Source organism: Priestia sp. HNGD-A6, assembly GCF_045784335.1.
GTDB classification, from domain to species: domain Bacteria; phylum Bacillota; class Bacilli; order Bacillales; family Bacillaceae_H; genus Priestia; species Priestia zanthoxyli.
Genome location: NZ_CP138621.1, coordinates 2,491,962 through 2,508,458, shown reverse-complemented (window position 1 = coordinate 2,508,458; position 16,497 = coordinate 2,491,962). Strand labels below are relative to the sequence as shown.

Annotated in this window: 14 protein-coding genes; 11 read left to right on the top strand and 3 right to left on the bottom strand. The window is 39.6% G+C overall.

What is annotated here, in order from left to right; genetic code table 11:
* Positions 1 to 19: 19 nt before the first annotated feature.
* From purM to purD, 4 genes are all read left to right on the top strand, one after another.
* A complete protein-coding gene (purM, locus tag SCI76_RS12625) occupies positions 20 to 1,057 on the top strand; it encodes a phosphoribosylformylglycinamidine cyclo-ligase (RefSeq protein ID WP_028412529.1) in 1,038 nt (345 codons plus the stop codon).
* On the top strand, positions 1,054 to 1,632 hold the full coding sequence (purN, locus tag SCI76_RS12620) for a phosphoribosylglycinamide formyltransferase (RefSeq protein WP_014461934.1): 579 nt from the start codon (positions 1,054 to 1,056) through the stop codon (positions 1,630 to 1,632). The genes purM and purN overlap by 4 nt, the downstream gene beginning before the upstream one ends.
* A gap of 103 nt (positions 1,633 to 1,735) precedes the next feature.
* Entirely contained in the window at positions 1,736 to 3,274 is a 1,539-nt protein-coding gene (gene purH, locus SCI76_RS12615; protein ID WP_025752921.1) for a bifunctional phosphoribosylaminoimidazolecarboxamide formyltransferase/IMP cyclohydrolase, read from the top strand.
* 13 nt (positions 3,275 to 3,287) lie between these two features.
* Positions 3,288 to 4,562 (top strand): phosphoribosylamine--glycine ligase, encoded by a 1,275-nt coding sequence (gene purD / locus SCI76_RS12610; protein WP_033580832.1) that lies wholly within the window; start codon positions 3,288 to 3,290, stop codon positions 4,560 to 4,562.
* A gap of 30 nt (positions 4,563 to 4,592) precedes the next feature.
* On the opposite strand, the gene SCI76_RS12605 is transcribed toward purD, so the two are convergent.
* On the bottom strand, positions 4,593 to 4,850 hold the full coding sequence (locus tag SCI76_RS12605; protein WP_016762773.1) for a DUF2892 domain-containing protein: 258 nt from the start codon (positions 4,848 to 4,850) through the stop codon (positions 4,593 to 4,595).
* A gap of 102 nt (positions 4,851 to 4,952) precedes the next feature.
* Between SCI76_RS12605 and SCI76_RS12600 the strand changes: the two genes are divergently transcribed.
* Both SCI76_RS12600 and SCI76_RS12595 read left to right on the top strand, forming a co-directional pair.
* Positions 4,953 to 6,701, top strand: a complete 1,749-nt coding sequence (locus SCI76_RS12600) for an adenine deaminase C-terminal domain-containing protein (protein WP_034263936.1) — start codon at positions 4,953 to 4,955, stop codon at positions 6,699 to 6,701.
* Between the two features lie 147 nt (positions 6,702 to 6,848).
* Positions 6,849 to 7,154, top strand: a complete 306-nt coding sequence (locus SCI76_RS12595; RefSeq protein WP_013055048.1) for a YerC/YecD family TrpR-related protein — start codon at positions 6,849 to 6,851, stop codon at positions 7,152 to 7,154.
* Positions 7,155 to 7,192: 38 nt separating this feature from the next.
* On the opposite strand, the gene SCI76_RS12590 is transcribed toward SCI76_RS12595, so the two are convergent.
* Positions 7,193 to 8,575 (bottom strand): glycine--tRNA ligase, encoded by a 1,383-nt coding sequence (locus tag SCI76_RS12590; protein ID WP_028412526.1) that lies wholly within the window; start codon positions 8,573 to 8,575, stop codon positions 7,193 to 7,195.
* 512 nt (positions 8,576 to 9,087) lie between these two features.
* Between SCI76_RS12590 and SCI76_RS12585 the strand changes: the two genes are divergently transcribed.
* Genes SCI76_RS12585 through SCI76_RS12570 form a run of 4 tightly spaced genes read left to right on the top strand, consistent with a single transcriptional unit; the run spans position 9,088 to position 15,298 of the window.
* Entirely contained in the window at positions 9,088 to 9,786 is a 699-nt protein-coding gene (locus tag SCI76_RS12585; RefSeq protein ID WP_407545234.1) for a heptaprenylglyceryl phosphate synthase, read from the top strand.
* Between the two features lie 52 nt (positions 9,787 to 9,838).
* Positions 9,839 to 12,064: a DNA helicase PcrA gene (gene pcrA / locus SCI76_RS12580; protein WP_028412524.1), complete on the top strand. Its 2,226-nt coding sequence runs from the start codon at positions 9,839 to 9,841 to the stop codon at positions 12,062 to 12,064.
* Positions 12,065 to 12,084: 20 nt separating this feature from the next.
* Positions 12,085 to 14,091, top strand: coding sequence for an NAD-dependent DNA ligase LigA (ligA, locus tag SCI76_RS12575; protein WP_407545233.1), 2,007 nt, complete (start codon positions 12,085 to 12,087; stop codon positions 14,089 to 14,091).
* A gap of 13 nt (positions 14,092 to 14,104) precedes the next feature.
* On the top strand, positions 14,105 to 15,298 hold the full coding sequence (locus SCI76_RS12570; protein WP_033580828.1) for a CamS family sex pheromone protein: 1,194 nt from the start codon (positions 14,105 to 14,107) through the stop codon (positions 15,296 to 15,298).
* A 54-nt stretch (positions 15,299 to 15,352) separates the two neighbouring features.
* On the opposite strand, the gene SCI76_RS12565 is transcribed toward SCI76_RS12570, so the two are convergent.
* The gene (locus tag SCI76_RS12565; protein ID WP_014461928.1) at positions 15,353 to 15,838 is read right to left on the bottom strand and encodes a DUF3920 family protein; all 486 of its coding nucleotides are present in this window, start codon (positions 15,836 to 15,838) and stop codon (positions 15,353 to 15,355) included.
* A 365-nt stretch (positions 15,839 to 16,203) separates the two neighbouring features.
* Between SCI76_RS12565 and gatC the strand changes: the two genes are divergently transcribed.
* Entirely contained in the window at positions 16,204 to 16,494 is a 291-nt protein-coding gene (gene gatC, locus SCI76_RS12560; protein WP_013055055.1) for an Asp-tRNA(Asn)/Glu-tRNA(Gln) amidotransferase subunit GatC, read from the top strand.
* The last annotated feature ends 3 nt before the right edge of the window (positions 16,495 to 16,497 follow it).

Here is a 16,497-nt window from a genome sequence, read left to right as displayed (position 1 = left end):
GTAAAAAAGGAGTGACAACATGTCATATTCATATAAACAAGCTGGAGTTGACTTAGAAGCAGGATATGAAGCTGTTTCACGTATTAAAAAGCACGTAGAACGAACTGCTCGTGCAGGTATTATGGGAACAGTCGGCGGCTTTGGCGGAATGTTCGATTTATCTACATTGAATTTAAAAGAGCCTGTTCTTGTTTCTGGTACAGATGGAGTAGGAACAAAATTGAAACTTGCTTTTCAAATGGATAAGCATGACACAATCGGTGTGGATGCAGTGGCCATGTGTGTAAACGACGTTTTAGCACAAGGAGCAGAGCCTCTCTACTTCTTAGATTATATTGCTTGCGGGAAAGCAGTTCCTGAAAAAATTGAATCGATTGTAAAAGGAATTGCAGACGGCTGTGAACAGTCCAACTGTGCGTTAATTGGCGGAGAAACAGCTGAAATGCCAGGTTTATACGAAGAAGATGAATATGATCTTGCAGGGTTTACAGTAGGAGCGGTAGAAAAGTCAGAAATTATTACTGGAGATGAGATTAAAGCTGGACAGCTGTTGATCGGTATCTCATCTAGCGGTATTCACAGCAACGGCTACTCTCTTGTACGTAAAATTGTTGATGATCAAGGGTTAAATCTTCACGAAACTTACGCTGGTTTTAATGAAAAGCTCGGAGTTGAGTTATTAACGCCAACAAAAATATACGTGAAGCCGGTCCTAAAAGCATTACATGCAGCTAAGATTGCAGGTATGGCTCATATTACTGGAGGCGGATTTGTTGAAAATATCCCTCGTATGCTTCCTGAAGGTTTAGGTGTAGAAATCGATTACGGTTCTTGGCCAATTCCATACGTGTTTGATTTCCTTGAAGAGCAAGGCAAGCTAGACCGTAAAGAAATGTTCGAAGTATTCAATATGGGAATCGGATTTGTTTTAGCTGTTGAACCTGAAGATATGAATAAAGTCATTGAAGCAATTGAAAACGAAGGCGAAAAAGCATTTGTTATCGGACGTGTCAAAGAAGGAACAGGTGTTGAATTTGCTGGAGGGACGTTTGCATGATAAATATTGCAGTGTTTGCTTCTGGAAACGGCAGTAACTTTCAATCCATCTACGAAGCAACTCAGTCAGGTCGATTAAAAGCAAATATTGCGCTTGTTGTTTGTAATAAACCGGATGCATACGTAATTGAACGAGCAAAAGCATGTGGAATACCATGCTTTGTTTGTTCGCCTAAAAACTATGAAAATAAAGAAGCGTATGAAGCAGCAATTCTTGCAGAGCTTACATCAGCTAAAGTAGAATTTCTTGTTTTAGCAGGATATATGCGATTAGTTGGTTCGACGTTGCTTAAGCCATACAAAAATCGTATTGTTAATATCCACCCTTCGCTTTTACCTGCATTTCCTGGGATTGATGCTATTGGTCAAGCTTTTGATGCAGGAGTAAAAGTGATTGGAATTACCGTGCATTTTGTAGATGAAGGCATGGATACAGGACCAATTATTGACCAGCAGGCTATTCGCATTGAAAAAGGCGATACAAGAGAAACAGTTGAGGCCCGTATTCATGAAATTGAACATCAATTTTATCCCGCGGTACTGAATGAATTATTTGAACAAGCCGCAGTCAAATAAATAGGATGTAACCTTGTCAAAAAAGTTTTAATCCTTTACTATGGTAGAGTAGTAGTGGAAGAAAGATTTTAAATGAGAGATCGGATCAGGAGGAGTTTACAAAATGACAGCAAAACGCGCGCTTATTAGCGTATCTGATAAAGAAGGTATTGTTTCATTTGCACAAGAATTAAAGGACTTAGGAGTAGAAATTATTTCAACTGGCGGTACAAAGCGTACCCTAGAAGAAAACGGCATTGACGTTATCGGAATCTCTGAAGTAACTGGTTTCCCAGAAATTTTAGACGGCCGTTTAAAAACATTGCATCCTAACGTTCACGGTGCTTTATTAGCGTTACGCGATAATGAAGAGCATCAAGCTCAAATGAAAGAGCATAATATCTCGCCAATCGACTTTGTAGTTGTAAACTTATATCCATTTAAAAAGACAATTGAAAAAGAGGATGTAACGCTTGCTGAAGCGATTGAGAATATTGACATCGGTGGACCTACAATGCTTCGTTCAGCTGCGAAAAACTATCGTTCTGTCTCAGTTGTAGTAGATCCAAGCGATTACGCAACCGTAGTAGAGGAGTTAAAAGCGGATGGCAATGTTTCATTTGAAACCAACCAACGATTGGCAGCAAAAGTATTCCGTCATACGGCAGCTTATGATGCATTAATCGCTGAATACTTAACAAACATTACAGGTGAAACAACTCCTGAGAAATTAACAGTAACGTATGAGCGCGTTCAAGGCTTACGATACGGAGAAAACCCTCACCAACAAGCTTCTTTTTATAAAAAGCCGTTAACACAAAAAGGTTCTATTGCAACAGCTACGCAGCTGCATGGAAAAGAGTTATCATACAATAATATCAACGATGCAAACGCAGCTCTTCAAATCGTAAAAGAATTCAAAGAGCCGGCTATCGTAGCGATCAAACATATGAACCCTTGCGGTGTAGGTGTGGGTGAAACAATTGCTCAAGCTTATCAAAAAGCATATGAAGCGGATCCTACATCTATCTTTGGCGGCATCGTAGCAGCTAACCGTCCTATCGACCGTGAAACGGCTATTCAGTTAAAAGAAATTTTCTTAGAAATTATCATTGCTCCTGCGTTCGATCAAGAAGCATTAGATGTATTAACAGCTAAGAAAAACCTTCGTTTACTAACGATAGAGCTTGATGAAAAAGCAGAAAAAGAAGCTTTCTTAACGTCTGTAAAAGGCGGCGTGCTTGTTCAGGATGAAGACGTATTCGGATTTGATGATGCAACGATTACTGTTCCAACGAAACGCGAGCCAACAGAAAAAGAGTGGGCAGATTTAAAATTAGCATGGAAAGTTGTTAAAAATGTTAAGTCTAATGCTATTGTACTTGCAAAAGATGACATGACAATTGGCGTAGGTGCTGGTCAAATGAATCGCGTGGGCGCTGCAAAAATTGCAATTGAACAAGCTGGTGAAAAAGCACAAGGTTCAGCTTTAGGTTCAGATGCTTTCTTCCCAATGGGCGATACAGTAGAAGCAGCAGCTAAAGCAGGAATCACAGCTATTATTCAGCCAGGCGGATCAATTCGTGATGAAGAGTCAATTGCAAAAGCAGATGAATACGGCATTGCAATGGTATTTACAGGCGTAAGACATTTTAAACATTAATGAGGTGAAGAACGTGAATGTTTTAGTTATTGGAAAAGGCGGAAGAGAGCATACAATTGCATGGAAAGCTTCAAAAAGTCCACTTGTTAACGAAGTGTTTGTAGCACCAGGAAACCCAGGCATGAGAGATGTGGCAACGATTGTACCAATCGATGAAAGCAGCCAAGAAGAGCTTGTGCAGTTTGCAAAAGAAAATAAGATTGGATTAACAATTGTTGGACCAGAAAATCCGCTAATTGAAGGCATTGTTGATCGATTCGAACAAGAAGGTCTTCCGGTCTTTGGACCGCGCAAACAAGCAGCGATGATTGAAGGAAGCAAAAGCTTTGCAAAAGAGCTCATGAAAAAGTATGATATTCCAACCGCAGCGTATGAAACATTTACGTCTTACGAGGAAGCAAAAGCATATGTGGAAAAGCAAGGCGCTCCAATTGTTATTAAAGCAGACGGCTTAGCAGCTGGTAAAGGTGTAACTGTTGCTTTAACAGTAGAAGAAGCTGTAGATACATTACGTGATTTTCTAGTTGACCAAAAATTTAAAGAAGCAAGTGCCAAAGTAGTTGTAGAAGAATTTTTGGATGGTGAAGAATTTTCATTAATGGCATTCGTACGCGGGACAAATGTGTATCCAATGGTAATTGCACAAGATCATAAGCGTGCTTTTGACGGCGATCAAGGTCCGAACACAGGAGGCATGGGAGCTTACTCTCCTGTTCCGCAAATTAGTGATGCAGAAGTACAAGAGGCTGTAGAAAACATCTTACTTCCAATGGCTAAAGGATTAGCTGAAGAAGGCTGTGAGTATACGGGAATTCTATATGCTGGTCTGATTCAAACACAAAAAGGACCAAAAGTGATTGAATTTAATGCGCGTTTTGGAGATCCTGAAACACAGGTTGTACTGCCCCGTATGAAAAGCGATTTAGTCGATGTGCTTCTTCGCATTTTGAAAGAAGAAAAAGTAGAAATTGAATGGGATAACGAAGCAGCTATTGGAATTGTATTAGCAGCAGCGGGTTACCCAGAAGATTATCAAAAGGGTGCGCCAATTAACGGATTGGATGCGATCAGTGAAGACGCGCTTGTTTTCCACGCTGGTACGGCTTTAGAAAACGACACATACGTTTCGAACGGCGGCCGCGTTCTATTAGTAGGTGCCAAAGGAGCAACTCTTCAAGAAGCGCAGCAAGAAGTATACAAACAAATGGCTCATATCGATGTAGAAAAAGGCTTTTTCTATCGCAAAGACATCGGCCATCGTGCATTAGCAAAAGCAGCTTTAAAATAAAAAAGGAGAGCTCCGGCTCTCCTTTTTACCTTATGAAGGATTATACGTTTCTTCGTTTCCATTTGGATGGTGTTCATGTTCATCGTGTTTTTGACACGAATCATATGCGTACGTAAGGGGGCAAAAACGCGTGATGCCTTCTGCAACTTTTAAAGCTCCCATTAACCCTAAGAAGATGTATGAATCTTTGTACGGTCTGCGAGATAAACGAGATGTTGTCCAAGAAAGAAGGGTAAAGCCCAGTGTAAGTCGAATTAATGCGTTAACAATACCGATATTTGGTTTCATGTTTTATCACCTTTATTCATAAAATTAATAACAGTTTCTGAATGCGTTTACATCACGGATGTGTTACGATAAAAATACATAGTAAATTAGGGGGAATTTAGCATGCCGGAACAGAGATACCGCTGGAAAAGCAAACATATTAGACAGCAGCTTTTAGTATTAAACGGTCAAAAAGCACCAACTATTGTCTTAAAAGATGCAACATATTTGAACGCTCGAATGAAGCAGTGGAAAAAAGCACATATTTGGGTTTACCAAGATCGTATTGTATACGTTGGCTCAGAGATGCCTAAGCACACAGACGCTTCTACAGAGATTATAGACTGCAGTGAGAAATATGTGGTTCCTGGGTATATTGAGCCGCATGTTCACCCGTTTCAGTTATATAATCCCCAGACTTTTTCCCAATATGCAGCCAAGCACGGAACAACCACTTTATTTAATGATAATTTAATTCTCGCTTTACAGCTTGAACAAAAAACGGCATTTTCATTGATTGAAGAAATGAAAACGTTACCACAGTCACTGTATTGGTGGTGCAGATTTGATTCGCAGACAGAAATTGATGAAGAGGCTGATATCTTCTCACATACAAACATTACTTCTTGGCTACAAAATGAAGCTGTCTTACAAGGAGGCGAACTGACAAGTTGGCCGAAGCTTTTAGACGGAGATGATTTAATGCTTCACTGGGTTCAAGAGACAAAGCGGATGAGGAAGCATATTGAAGGACATTTCCCGGGGGCGTCAGCATTTACCTTAGCAAAAATGAAATTGCTCGGGGCAGACAGCGATCATGAGTCTATGACAGGGGAAGATGTTGTTGCTCGGTTAACGCAAGGCTATGACGTTGCTTTGCGCCACTCTTCCATTCGGCCAGATTTGCCAAAACTGCTGCAGGAGTTAAAAGAGCTGCAGGTAGATTATTTTGACCATATCACGATGAATACAGACGGTTCTCCGCCTTCTTTTTACCAAAACGGCGTGTCAGATATGTTAATTACATTAGCTATTTCAGAAGGAGTTCCCGTGTTAGATGCTTATAATATGGTGTCTGTAAATATTGCCCGCTATTACAACATGGAACATTTGCACGGGCATGTAGCAACAGGCTGTGTGGCTAATATTAATATTTTAGAAGATCCTATGCGGCCTACTCCGGTATCTGTCTTAGCAAAAGGAAAGTGGATGAAAAAAGAAGGCAAAGAACAAGCATTAGCCTCGGTAGAATTTCCTTGGGGAAAGTTTGGTTTTTCACCGTTAAAGTTAGACTTTGATTTAACGATGGACGATTTTCAATTTTCAATGCCAGTAGGCGTGAAAATGAAAAATGCTGTTATTATGGAGCCGTATTCAATTCACTTAAATGTGAGCGGAGATGTATTAGCCTCTGATCATGATGAAAGCTTTTTAGTGCTGGTGGACCGAGAAGGCAAGTGGCGCATCAATACGCTGTTAAAAGGATTTGCGACAAATGTATCGGGAATGGCGAGTTCGTTTTCAAATACAGGTGATTTTATTTTAATTGGAAAATCGAAAAAAGATATGATGTGTGCATTCAAACGTATGAAAGAAATTGGCGGCGGTATTGTTATTACAGAAGGTGAGAAAGTAGTATATGAACTGGATCTTCCGTTAAAAGGAGTCATGTCGAATCTGCCGATGGAAGAGCTAAGTAAACGAGAGGTGGAACTCAAGAAAGTGCTGGGTGAGCGAGGATACAAACACGATGATCCTGTCTATTCACTGCTGTTCTTTTCGTCTACACATTTGCCTTATATTCGTATCACGCCAGTAGGAATTTATGACGTTATGAATAAAAAAGTACTTTTTCCGTCTATAATGCGTTAAAATATAAAAGTATCAAAGGAATTTGAAATTTGTATGAAATTGGCTGTCTTCATACAGAATGAATGTATGTGCAAATAAATATAGAAACTGTATTTTATAGATAGAAACAACCAGTAAAGAAAGCCAATGATAAAGGAGTTCGATACGATGCAAATCAACAAACTACGAGGAAAAGAATTAGATCAGCTATTTCAAGCGATTTTATCATTAGAAAACATTGAAGAATGCTATCAATTTTTTGATGACCTATGTACAGTTAATGAAATTCAATCATTAGCACAGCGCTTAGAAGTAGCAAGAATGCTAAGAGAAGGCAACACGTACCATAAAATTGAGACGGAAACTGGAGCAAGCACAGCGACTATTTCCCGTGTTAAACGCTGCTTGAATTATGGAAGCGATGCGTATCAAATGGTGTTAGAACGCCTTCAAGAAGATTCAAATCAAAAGTAAAGCGTATGGCTGAAGCAGCCATACGCTTATTTTTTAAATTAAAATTGAGTTGCTTCTTCAATGATATTTTTCAGGTCGCTAATTGCTACACGTTTTTGTTCCATTGTGTCGCGGTTACGAATTGTTACTTGATTGTCTTCTAATGAATCGAAGTCGAATGTAATACAGAAAGGCGTACCGATTTCATCATGGCGACGGTAACGTTTACCGATTGAACCAGCATCATCGTAGTCAATCATAAAGTGTTTTGCTAAATCTTCAAAGACAGCGCGCGCTTCGTTAGAAAGCTTTTTAGAAAGTGGCAATACAGCAGCTTTAAATGGTGCTAAAGCAGGGTGAAGCTGCATTACTGTACGAGATGAGCCGTCTTCTAACGTTTCTTCTTCATATGCATCAATCATATAAGCCAATGTTACACGGTCAGCACCTAAAGAAGGCTCGATGCAGTAAGGTACATAGCGTTCGTTTGTTTCTTGATCAACGTATTGGAAGTCTTCTCCAGAGTGTTCCATATGCTGCTTTAAGTCATAGTCTGTACGAGAAGCTACGCCCCATAGTTCGCCCCAGCCGAATGGGAATTTGTATTCAAAGTCTGTTGTTGCATTACTGTAGTGAGAAAGTTCATCATCATCATGGTCGCGAAGACGAACGTTTTCTTCTTTCATGCCAAGAGAAAGAAGCCATTTGTTACATGTTTCTTTCCAGTAGTTAAACCATTCTAATTCAGTGCCTGGTTTACAGAAGAATTCAAGCTCCATTTGTTCAAATTCACGTGTACGGAATGTGAAGTTACCAGGTGTAATTTCGTTACGGAAGCTTTTACCCACTTGGCCGATACCGAATGGAAGCTTTTTACGCATTGAGCGCTGAACGTTTTTAAAGTTTACGAAAATACCTTGAGCTGTTTCAGGACGAAGGTAAATTTCATTTGTTGATGTTTCAGTTACACCTTGGTGCGTTTTGAACATTAAGTTAAATTGACGAATTTCAGTGAAGTTAGCTGAACCACACTCAGGACATGTAATTTCATGTTCTTTAATTAAGTCAGCCATTGCATCAAATGAAAGGCCGTCTACGATCATTTCAATGCCTTTTTCTTGAAGCTTTTCTTCAATTAATTTATCAGCACGGTGACGAGCTTTACAATCCTTACAGTCGATCATTGGGTCATTAAAGTTTCCTAAGTGACCAGAAGCTTCCCATGTTTTTGGATTCATTAAAATCGCAGCGTCTAAACCAACGTTGTATGGAGATTCTTGAATGAATTTTTTCCACCATGCTTTTTTAATATTGTTTTTTAATTCTACGCCAAGCGGGCCGTAATCCCATGTATTTGCAAGACCGCCGTAAATTTCAGAACCTTGAAATACAAAGCCGCGATGTTTGGCGTGAGATACGATTTGATCCATTGTTTTTGACATTCTAATTCCTCCTGTAAATGGTAGTAATTCAAGCGAAACAAAAAGAGCGGGTACAAAAAAACTCTCGTCCCTGGGCATATCAACAATATGCCCAGGGACGAGAGTTTTTCCCGCGGTTCCACCCTGGTTGATACAAAATGTATCCACCTTCGTCTGTATATACTCCAGATTGCCTTTTCCTTAAACCATTCTCTAGGCTCCCACCGTCCCTAGTTCGCTTTGTGAAGAGGATTTAAGTACTATTGATCCTTCAGCGTATATCATATGAATTTTAGTAGCTATATATTAGCATATCCTATGCAGAGAAACAATAACCTTGTGCAAAATGGGCTTTTTTTGTGATGTTTTCTTCCGGAATTTGAGGATAAAACCATATCTTTTATCCATATTTTTTGAAAACAAAAAACGTGATGAAAAGTTCGGTTTTCCTTTCATTTCACCCTCTTAGTTTTGTTATAATGAACAAATGGACGAGCGCGAACTTTTAAGTGTAAAGAAATGGAGGAACCTATATGTATGATATTAAAGAGTGGAGACATGTCTTTAAATTAGATCCTAATAAAGAAATTTCAGATGCAGATTTAGAAAAAATTTGCGAATCCGGCACGGATTCGGTTCTTGTTGGAGGATCAGACGGAGTAACTTTAGACAATGTGCTGCAGCTGTTAATGCGTATTCGCCGCTACACGGTGCCGTGTGCGCTAGAAGTATCAACAATTGACTCTGTAACGCCTGGTTTTGATTCTTATTTCATTCCGACCGTTTTAAACAGCAAGGATCCAAAGTGGATTGTTGACTTACATCATGCGGCGATGAAGGAATACGGTGAAATCATGGACTGGGATGAAATTTTTGTAGAAGGATACTGCGTACTTAACCCCGAAGCAAAAGTAGCTGCGCTGACGGAAGCGAAAACCGATTTGGATGCAGAAGATGTTGTAGCGTATGCTCGCATGGCTGAACGCATGTTTCATTTGCCCGTTTTCTATCTAGAATACAGTGGAACATATGGAGACCCTGCATTAGTGGCAGAAGTGAAAAATTCGCTAAATGAGACGAAGTTATTTTACGGCGGCGGTATTGAGACAAAAGAGCAAGCAAGTGAGATGGGAGAGCTAGCTGATACAGTTATTGTAGGAAATGTTATTTATACAAATTTATCGGAAGCATTAAAAACGGTAAAAGCGGTAAAAAAGAATATTGCACAGTGAAAAATAAATAAAGTAGAATAGAGAATATATGTTCGATATAGGCGGTGAAAACGTGAATTTTTTAAGTGAAAAATTATTAACAGGATTAAACCCTCAGCAGCAAGAGGCAGTTAAAACAACAGACGGACCATTATTACTTATGGCTGGTGCAGGAAGTGGGAAAACACGCGTATTAACGCATCGAATTGCGTTTTTAATGGCGGAAAAAGAAGTTGCACCTTGGAATATTTTAGCTATTACCTTCACAAACAAAGCAGCTCGTGAAATGAGAGAGCGTGTGGCAAGTATCGTTGGCGGAGTGGCAGAAGATATCTGGATTTCAACGTTCCACTCGATGTGCGTACGTATTTTACGAAGAGATATTGATCGTATTGGCTTTAATCGCAACTTTACGATTTTAGATTCAACGGATCAGCTGTCCGTTATTAAAAACATTTTAAAAGATCAAAACATCGACCCAAAAAAATTCGATCCGCGCTCGCTATTAGGAAGCATTAGTTCAGCTAAAAATGAACTGAAAGTAGCGGAAGAATTTGATAAAACAGCAGCAGGACCATATGAAGAAGTTGTAAGTAAAGTCTATAAAGAGTATGAAAAGCGTTTAAAGAAAAACCAAGCGCTCGATTTTGATGATTTGATTATGACAACGATTCAGTTATTTAAACGAGTTCCTGAAGTGTTAACGTACTATCAGCGCAAGTTTCAATATATTCATGTGGACGAGTATCAAGATACAAACCATGCACAATATATGCTGGTTCGCTTGCTAGCCGCACGATTTGAAAATGTATGCGTAGTAGGGGATTCAGATCAGTCTATTTACCGCTGGCGCGGGGCTGATATTACAAATATCTTGTCATTTGAAAAAGATTACCCAAAAGCCAAAACCATTTTGCTTGAACAAAATTATCGTTCAACGAAAACGATTTTGGCTGCGGCAAACGGCGTCATTGCAAACAATATGAACCGTAAAGTGAAAAACTTATGGACGGAAAACGATGAAGGCCAGAAGATTTATCATTACCAAGCAATGAGTGAGCATGATGAGGCACAGTTTGTAGCACGTAAAATCAAAGAAGCAGTAGACAGCGGCAAACGTAAATATAGCGATTTTGCCATTTTGTATCGTACAAATGCACAGTCGCGTGTAATGGAGGAAGTACTGCTAAAATCCAATATTAACTATACAATTGTCGGCGGGATTAAGTTCTACGACCGCAAAGAGATTAAAGATTTGCTTGCGTACTTGCGCTTAATTGCCAACCAAGATGATGACATTAGCTTAGCTCGTATTGTGAACGTTCCAAAACGCGGAGTTGGAGCTACTTCAGTCGATAAAGTAGCCAATTACGGAAACGTTCATGACATTTCTATTTTCAAAGCGCTTGATGAAGTAGAATTGATGGGGTTAACGGGTAAAGCAACAAAGGCACTTCGTGATTTCCAATCAATGATTTCAAACTTAGCTCAAATGCAAGACTATATGTCTGTAACAGAGCTTGTGGAACAAGTATTAGAAAGAACAGGGTACCGTGAAGCGCTTAAAGTGGAAAAAACAATTGAAGCACAAAGTCGCTTAGAGAATATTGATGAGTTTTTATCTGTTACAAAAACGTTTGAAGAAGCAAGTGAAGATAAGAGCTTAGTAGCATTTTTAACCGATTTAGCGCTTGTTGCTGATATCGATAAGCTTGACGACGAGGAAGAAGAAGAGAACGAACAAGTGATTCTGATGACGCTTCACTCAGCAAAAGGTCTAGAGTTCCCGGTTGTTTTCCTAATGGGTATGGAAGAAGGCGTATTCCCTCATAGCCGATCGTTATTCGAAGATAATGAAATGGAAGAAGAACGACGCTTAGCCTACGTAGGGATTACACGTGCTGAACAAGAATTGTATTTATTAAATGCTCAAATGCGTACACTATTTGGTAAAACAAACGTTAATCCAAAATCGCGCTTCATTGGAGAAATCCCAAGCGAGCTTGTGGAATCTTTAAATGAAACGATGCGCAAGCCTGCTGCTGGTCGTTCAGGGGCTTCAGCTTCGCCGTTTGCAGCGCGCCGACAAGCGGCCGTGGCAAAAACGAAGCTTGTATCAACGGGCAGTGAATCGATTGGATGGAGCGTTGGAGATAAGGCCGAGCATAAAAAATGGGGAATTGGTACAGTTGTAAGTGTAAAAGGAGAAGGAGACTCAAAAGAATTAGACATTGCTTTTCCTAGTCCTACAGGTGTAAAAAGACTGCTTGCTAAATTTGCCCCGGTTACGAAAGTGTAATCGTGAAAAGGAGCTAGAATATGGAGTTTGAGACAGCAAAATCACGCGTTCAAGAATTACGTGACTTATTAAATCAATATGGTTATGAATATTATGTGTTAGATCAGCCATCTGTTCCAGATGCAGAATACGATAAATCAATGAATGAGTTAATTGAAATAGAAGAATCGTTTCCAGAATTAAAAACAGCTGACTCACCTACTCAGCGCATCGGCGGCCAAGTGCTCGATGCGTTTGAGAAGGTTCAGCATCAAACGTCTATGCTAAGTTTAGGAAATGCATTTAATGAAGAAGACCTTCGAGATTTTGATCGCCGAGTGCGCCAAGCCGTTGAAGACGAGTTTTCTTATGTATGCGAACTTAAAATTGACGGCCTTGCTGTATCTCTTCGCTATGAAGATGGATACTTAGTGCTGGGTGCTACGCGCGGAGATGGTACGACTGGTGAAAATATTACTGAAAACTTAAAAACAATTCGCTCGATTCCACTGCGAATTAAAGAACCGTTATCAATGGAAGTTCGCGGAGAAGCATTTATGCCGAGGAAATCATTCGAAGCACTTAATGAAGCAAAAATGGAAAGAGATGAAGTTCCGTTTGCTAACCCCCGTAACGCAGCTGCTGGCTCACTGCGTCAGCTAGATCCTAAAATTGCGGCAAAACGTAATTTAGATATCTTTGTCTATGCCATGACTGATACAGGAGAATTAGAAATCGACTCTCACAGCGAAAGTTTGAATTTACTCGATGATCTTGGCTTTAAAACAAATAAAGAAAGACAGACGTGTGAAACCATTGATGATGTGATTGCTTATATCGAAAGCTGGCAAACGAAACGTCCAGAACTATCTTATGATATTGATGGCATTGTTGTAAAAGTAGATTCATTTGATCAGCAGGCTGAGCTTGGAACAACGGCCAAGAGTCCACGCTGGGCTATTGCTTATAAGTTTCCTGCTGAAGAAGTTGTAACCAAGCTTGTAAATATTGAGCTGACGGTAGGCCGGACAGGTGTCATTACGCCAACAGCTATTTTGGAGCCGGTTCAAGTAGCAGGTACGACGGTACAGCGTGCGTCTCTTCATAATGAAGATTTGATTCGTGAAAAGGACATTCGCATCGGAGATTATGTCGTGGTGAAAAAAGCAGGAGATATTATTCCTGAAGTAGTGAATGTGATTGAAGAGAAGCGAACGGGAGAAGAGCAAGAGTTTACGATGCCTACTCACTGCCCTGAATGTGAAAGTGAACTGGTGCGTTTAGAAGGAGAAGTTGCGCTTCGCTGCATTAATCCAAGCTGTCCTGCTCAAATTCGTGAAGGACTTATTCATTTCGTGTCCCGCAATGCGATGAACATTGATGGACTTGGTGAAAAAGTTATATCACAATTATTTCGTGAACAGTTAATTAAAGATGTAGCAGATATTTATACGCTGACAAAACAGCAGTTAATCGAGCTTGAGCGCATGGGTGAGAAATCTGCGGATAATTTGATTGCGGCCATCGAAGCTTCTAAAGAAAATTCACTTGAGCGTTTGCTTTTTGGTTTGGGCATTCGCCACGTTGGAGCAAAAGCTGCAAAGACGTTAGCTCAGCACTTTGAAACCATAGACAAGTTAACAAAAGCAACGTATGATGAATTAGTGGCAATTAATGAAATTGGTGCCAAAATGGCTGATGCTATTGTCGCTTACTTTACACAAGAAGAGGTTCAAGAACTTATACATGAATTAAAAGAGTATGGAGTAAACCTTACATACAAAGGACCCAAGCTTGTAAGTGTAGAAAATGTAGATTCTGTTTTTGCTGGTAAAACCGTTGTATTAACAGGTAAGCTTGAACAGCTATCTCGCAATGAGGCAAAAGCACAAATTGAAGCACTTGGCGGTAAAGTCACAGGAAGCGTAAGTAAAAAGACAGACCTTGTTGTGGCAGGGGAAGAGGCTGGTTCCAAACTGACAAAAGCTAACGAGCTTGAAATTGAAGTATGGGATGAAGCAAGGCTACTTACGGAATTAAATAAATAAGAGGTGTGTGTAGTTGAAAAAGATATTGTTACTTTCTCTTGCGGTCATGCTTGTAACTTCAGCGTGTGCACCGAACCTTTCGGACGATAAAGAGACTGTTCAACAAACCAACAACAAGAAAGAAAAAGCAGTTATTCCGAAGTATAGTATTTCAGATGATTATTACCGAACAATTCTTCCATTTAAAGCGGGAGTGGCAAGAGGCTTAGTCGCAGCAAACTTAAACAATCGCTTGGATGCGCAAGAATTTGAAACAGGCTTAATGCGCTTATCGACAGATAGCTATTCTCCGAAAAAATATGTGTATCAAGAAGGCCAGTACCTTGATAAAGATACCATTCGCTCATGGTTAAGCCGTAAGCTGAGTGATAAACAGTTTAAAGATCTTCAAAGCAAAGCAAAAGATGATACGGCGAAAAAGAAGCTTAAAAACACTGGGTTAAACCCAATTGATACAGAAAAAGGCGATTTGAAAACTCGTAACGAAACAAGTCCAATGTACTTAGCGAACATTACTGAGCAAGATTACCTTATCCAAGACGGAGATGACAAGGTAAAACTTGGAGGCGTCACAATTGGTCTGGCGATGAATTCTGTTCATTATTATACAGAGGAAAATGGTTATGCCCGTGAAAAACAACTAACCGATAAAAATATTGAAGAGCAAGGCAAAAAGATGGCCGATGAAATTGTGCAGCGTATGCGTAATATCAAGGGCTTAGAAAACGTTCCAATTCGAGTAGCACTATTCAAACAAAGTGCTAAGGCTTCTTTAACGCCAGGTAACTTCATGGCTGTCGGAAATGCAGGTTCAAATGATACGGCTGTTGGCAGCTGGGATAATTTAGATGAGAAATATTATTTATTCCCATCATCAGATGCAACAAAAGACCATCGAGACGATGCGATGAAATTTGATGAGTTTAAAGCGCAAATCGAAGACTACTTCCCGAACTTTACAAGCGTAGTAGGGAAAGGGTATTACAAAGATGGACAGCTTCAAAAAATGACGATTGATATTCCCGTACAATTTTACGGAAAAGGTGAAATTGTAGGATTTACTCAGTACGTTGCTGGTTTAATGCTTGATCATTTCCCTTCATATATGGAAACGAGTATCTCTATTAACTCAGTAAGCGGACCGGAAGCTCTCATTGTTAGAAAAGCAGATGAAGACAAGCCGTTCGTTCATATTTACGAAGAGTAAGCAAAAAGGACACTGCGAAAGCAGTGTCTTTTTCTAATTCTATGAAATTGCCTTTTATGAAGGAATGGCATGAGAATTTTGTCTCGTAAACTTAGCAAGATAATAAGCAGCAAATGCAAACGCATCTTGTTCGGTTGTCCGCTCTTCATACGGGCGTTTTTTATCCAGCTCAAATTCTTTCTGATAATAAGGGATGTGATCTTGAATATAGTGACGCAACTCGTGAAAGATGGTTTCAACAAGCGGAAGGTAGTCATCAAATTTAAAAATAAATATAATGCCGACTTCTCGCCAGTAAACACCTGAGGCAAACTGCAGGTATTCTGCTTCTTCTTCTCCAAGAGCGGAGACAATTTTATTGGCTTCACATGAATCACAAAAAATGATAGGAATATGAAAGGCTTTATTTAAACAAGCAAAAACATCTTTTTGCAAGGTGGACAAATCCCACTTGAATTCTTCATCTAATACAAACCATCTTCCGCTTTGCTGATACACAGGGCGCTGGTGGATGACTGACTGTATAAGTATTTTATTCAATTTTTATAGCACCTCTTTTACGGTAAAGTAGTTATTCGTTTTCTTTACTTTCCCAAAGACTAGTGAAATTAAAACATGGTGGTGTGTTCATCTGAAGCATGTTTCTCTTTCTATCTATCTTTTCTAAAAAGAAGGTTATTTTATACCTATGCAAGAGAGAAATATTTTATGACGAAGGAAAAGTATGGAATGTTGTTTGAATGAAAGAGATTTGGTATAAAATAGAAGTGATAAATGTAAGCCCTGTCTTGTCTGGCGGGGTTTTTAATATTTTAGGAACTAGTCTCAGAAATGTTGCCTGTTGCTAGTGAAGTTTGGTATTATCAGTATATTGTAGTGGGACGAATATTCGGAGGTGAAGGAACATGTCAAGAATTTCTGTTGATCAAGTAAAACACGTTGCAAACTTAGCGAGACTTGCGGTGACGGATGACGAAGCAGAACTATTTACAAAACAATTAGATGCTATTATTACATATGCAGAACAATTAGATGAGCTAGATACTACAAATGTAAAACCAACTTCTCACGTATTGGATATGAAAAACGTGATGCGTGAAGATAAGCCAGCTAAAGGCTTACCAATTGAAGACGTAGTAAAAAACGCGCCAGACCACAAGGATGGCTACATTCGAGTACCAACTATTTTAGAATAAGGA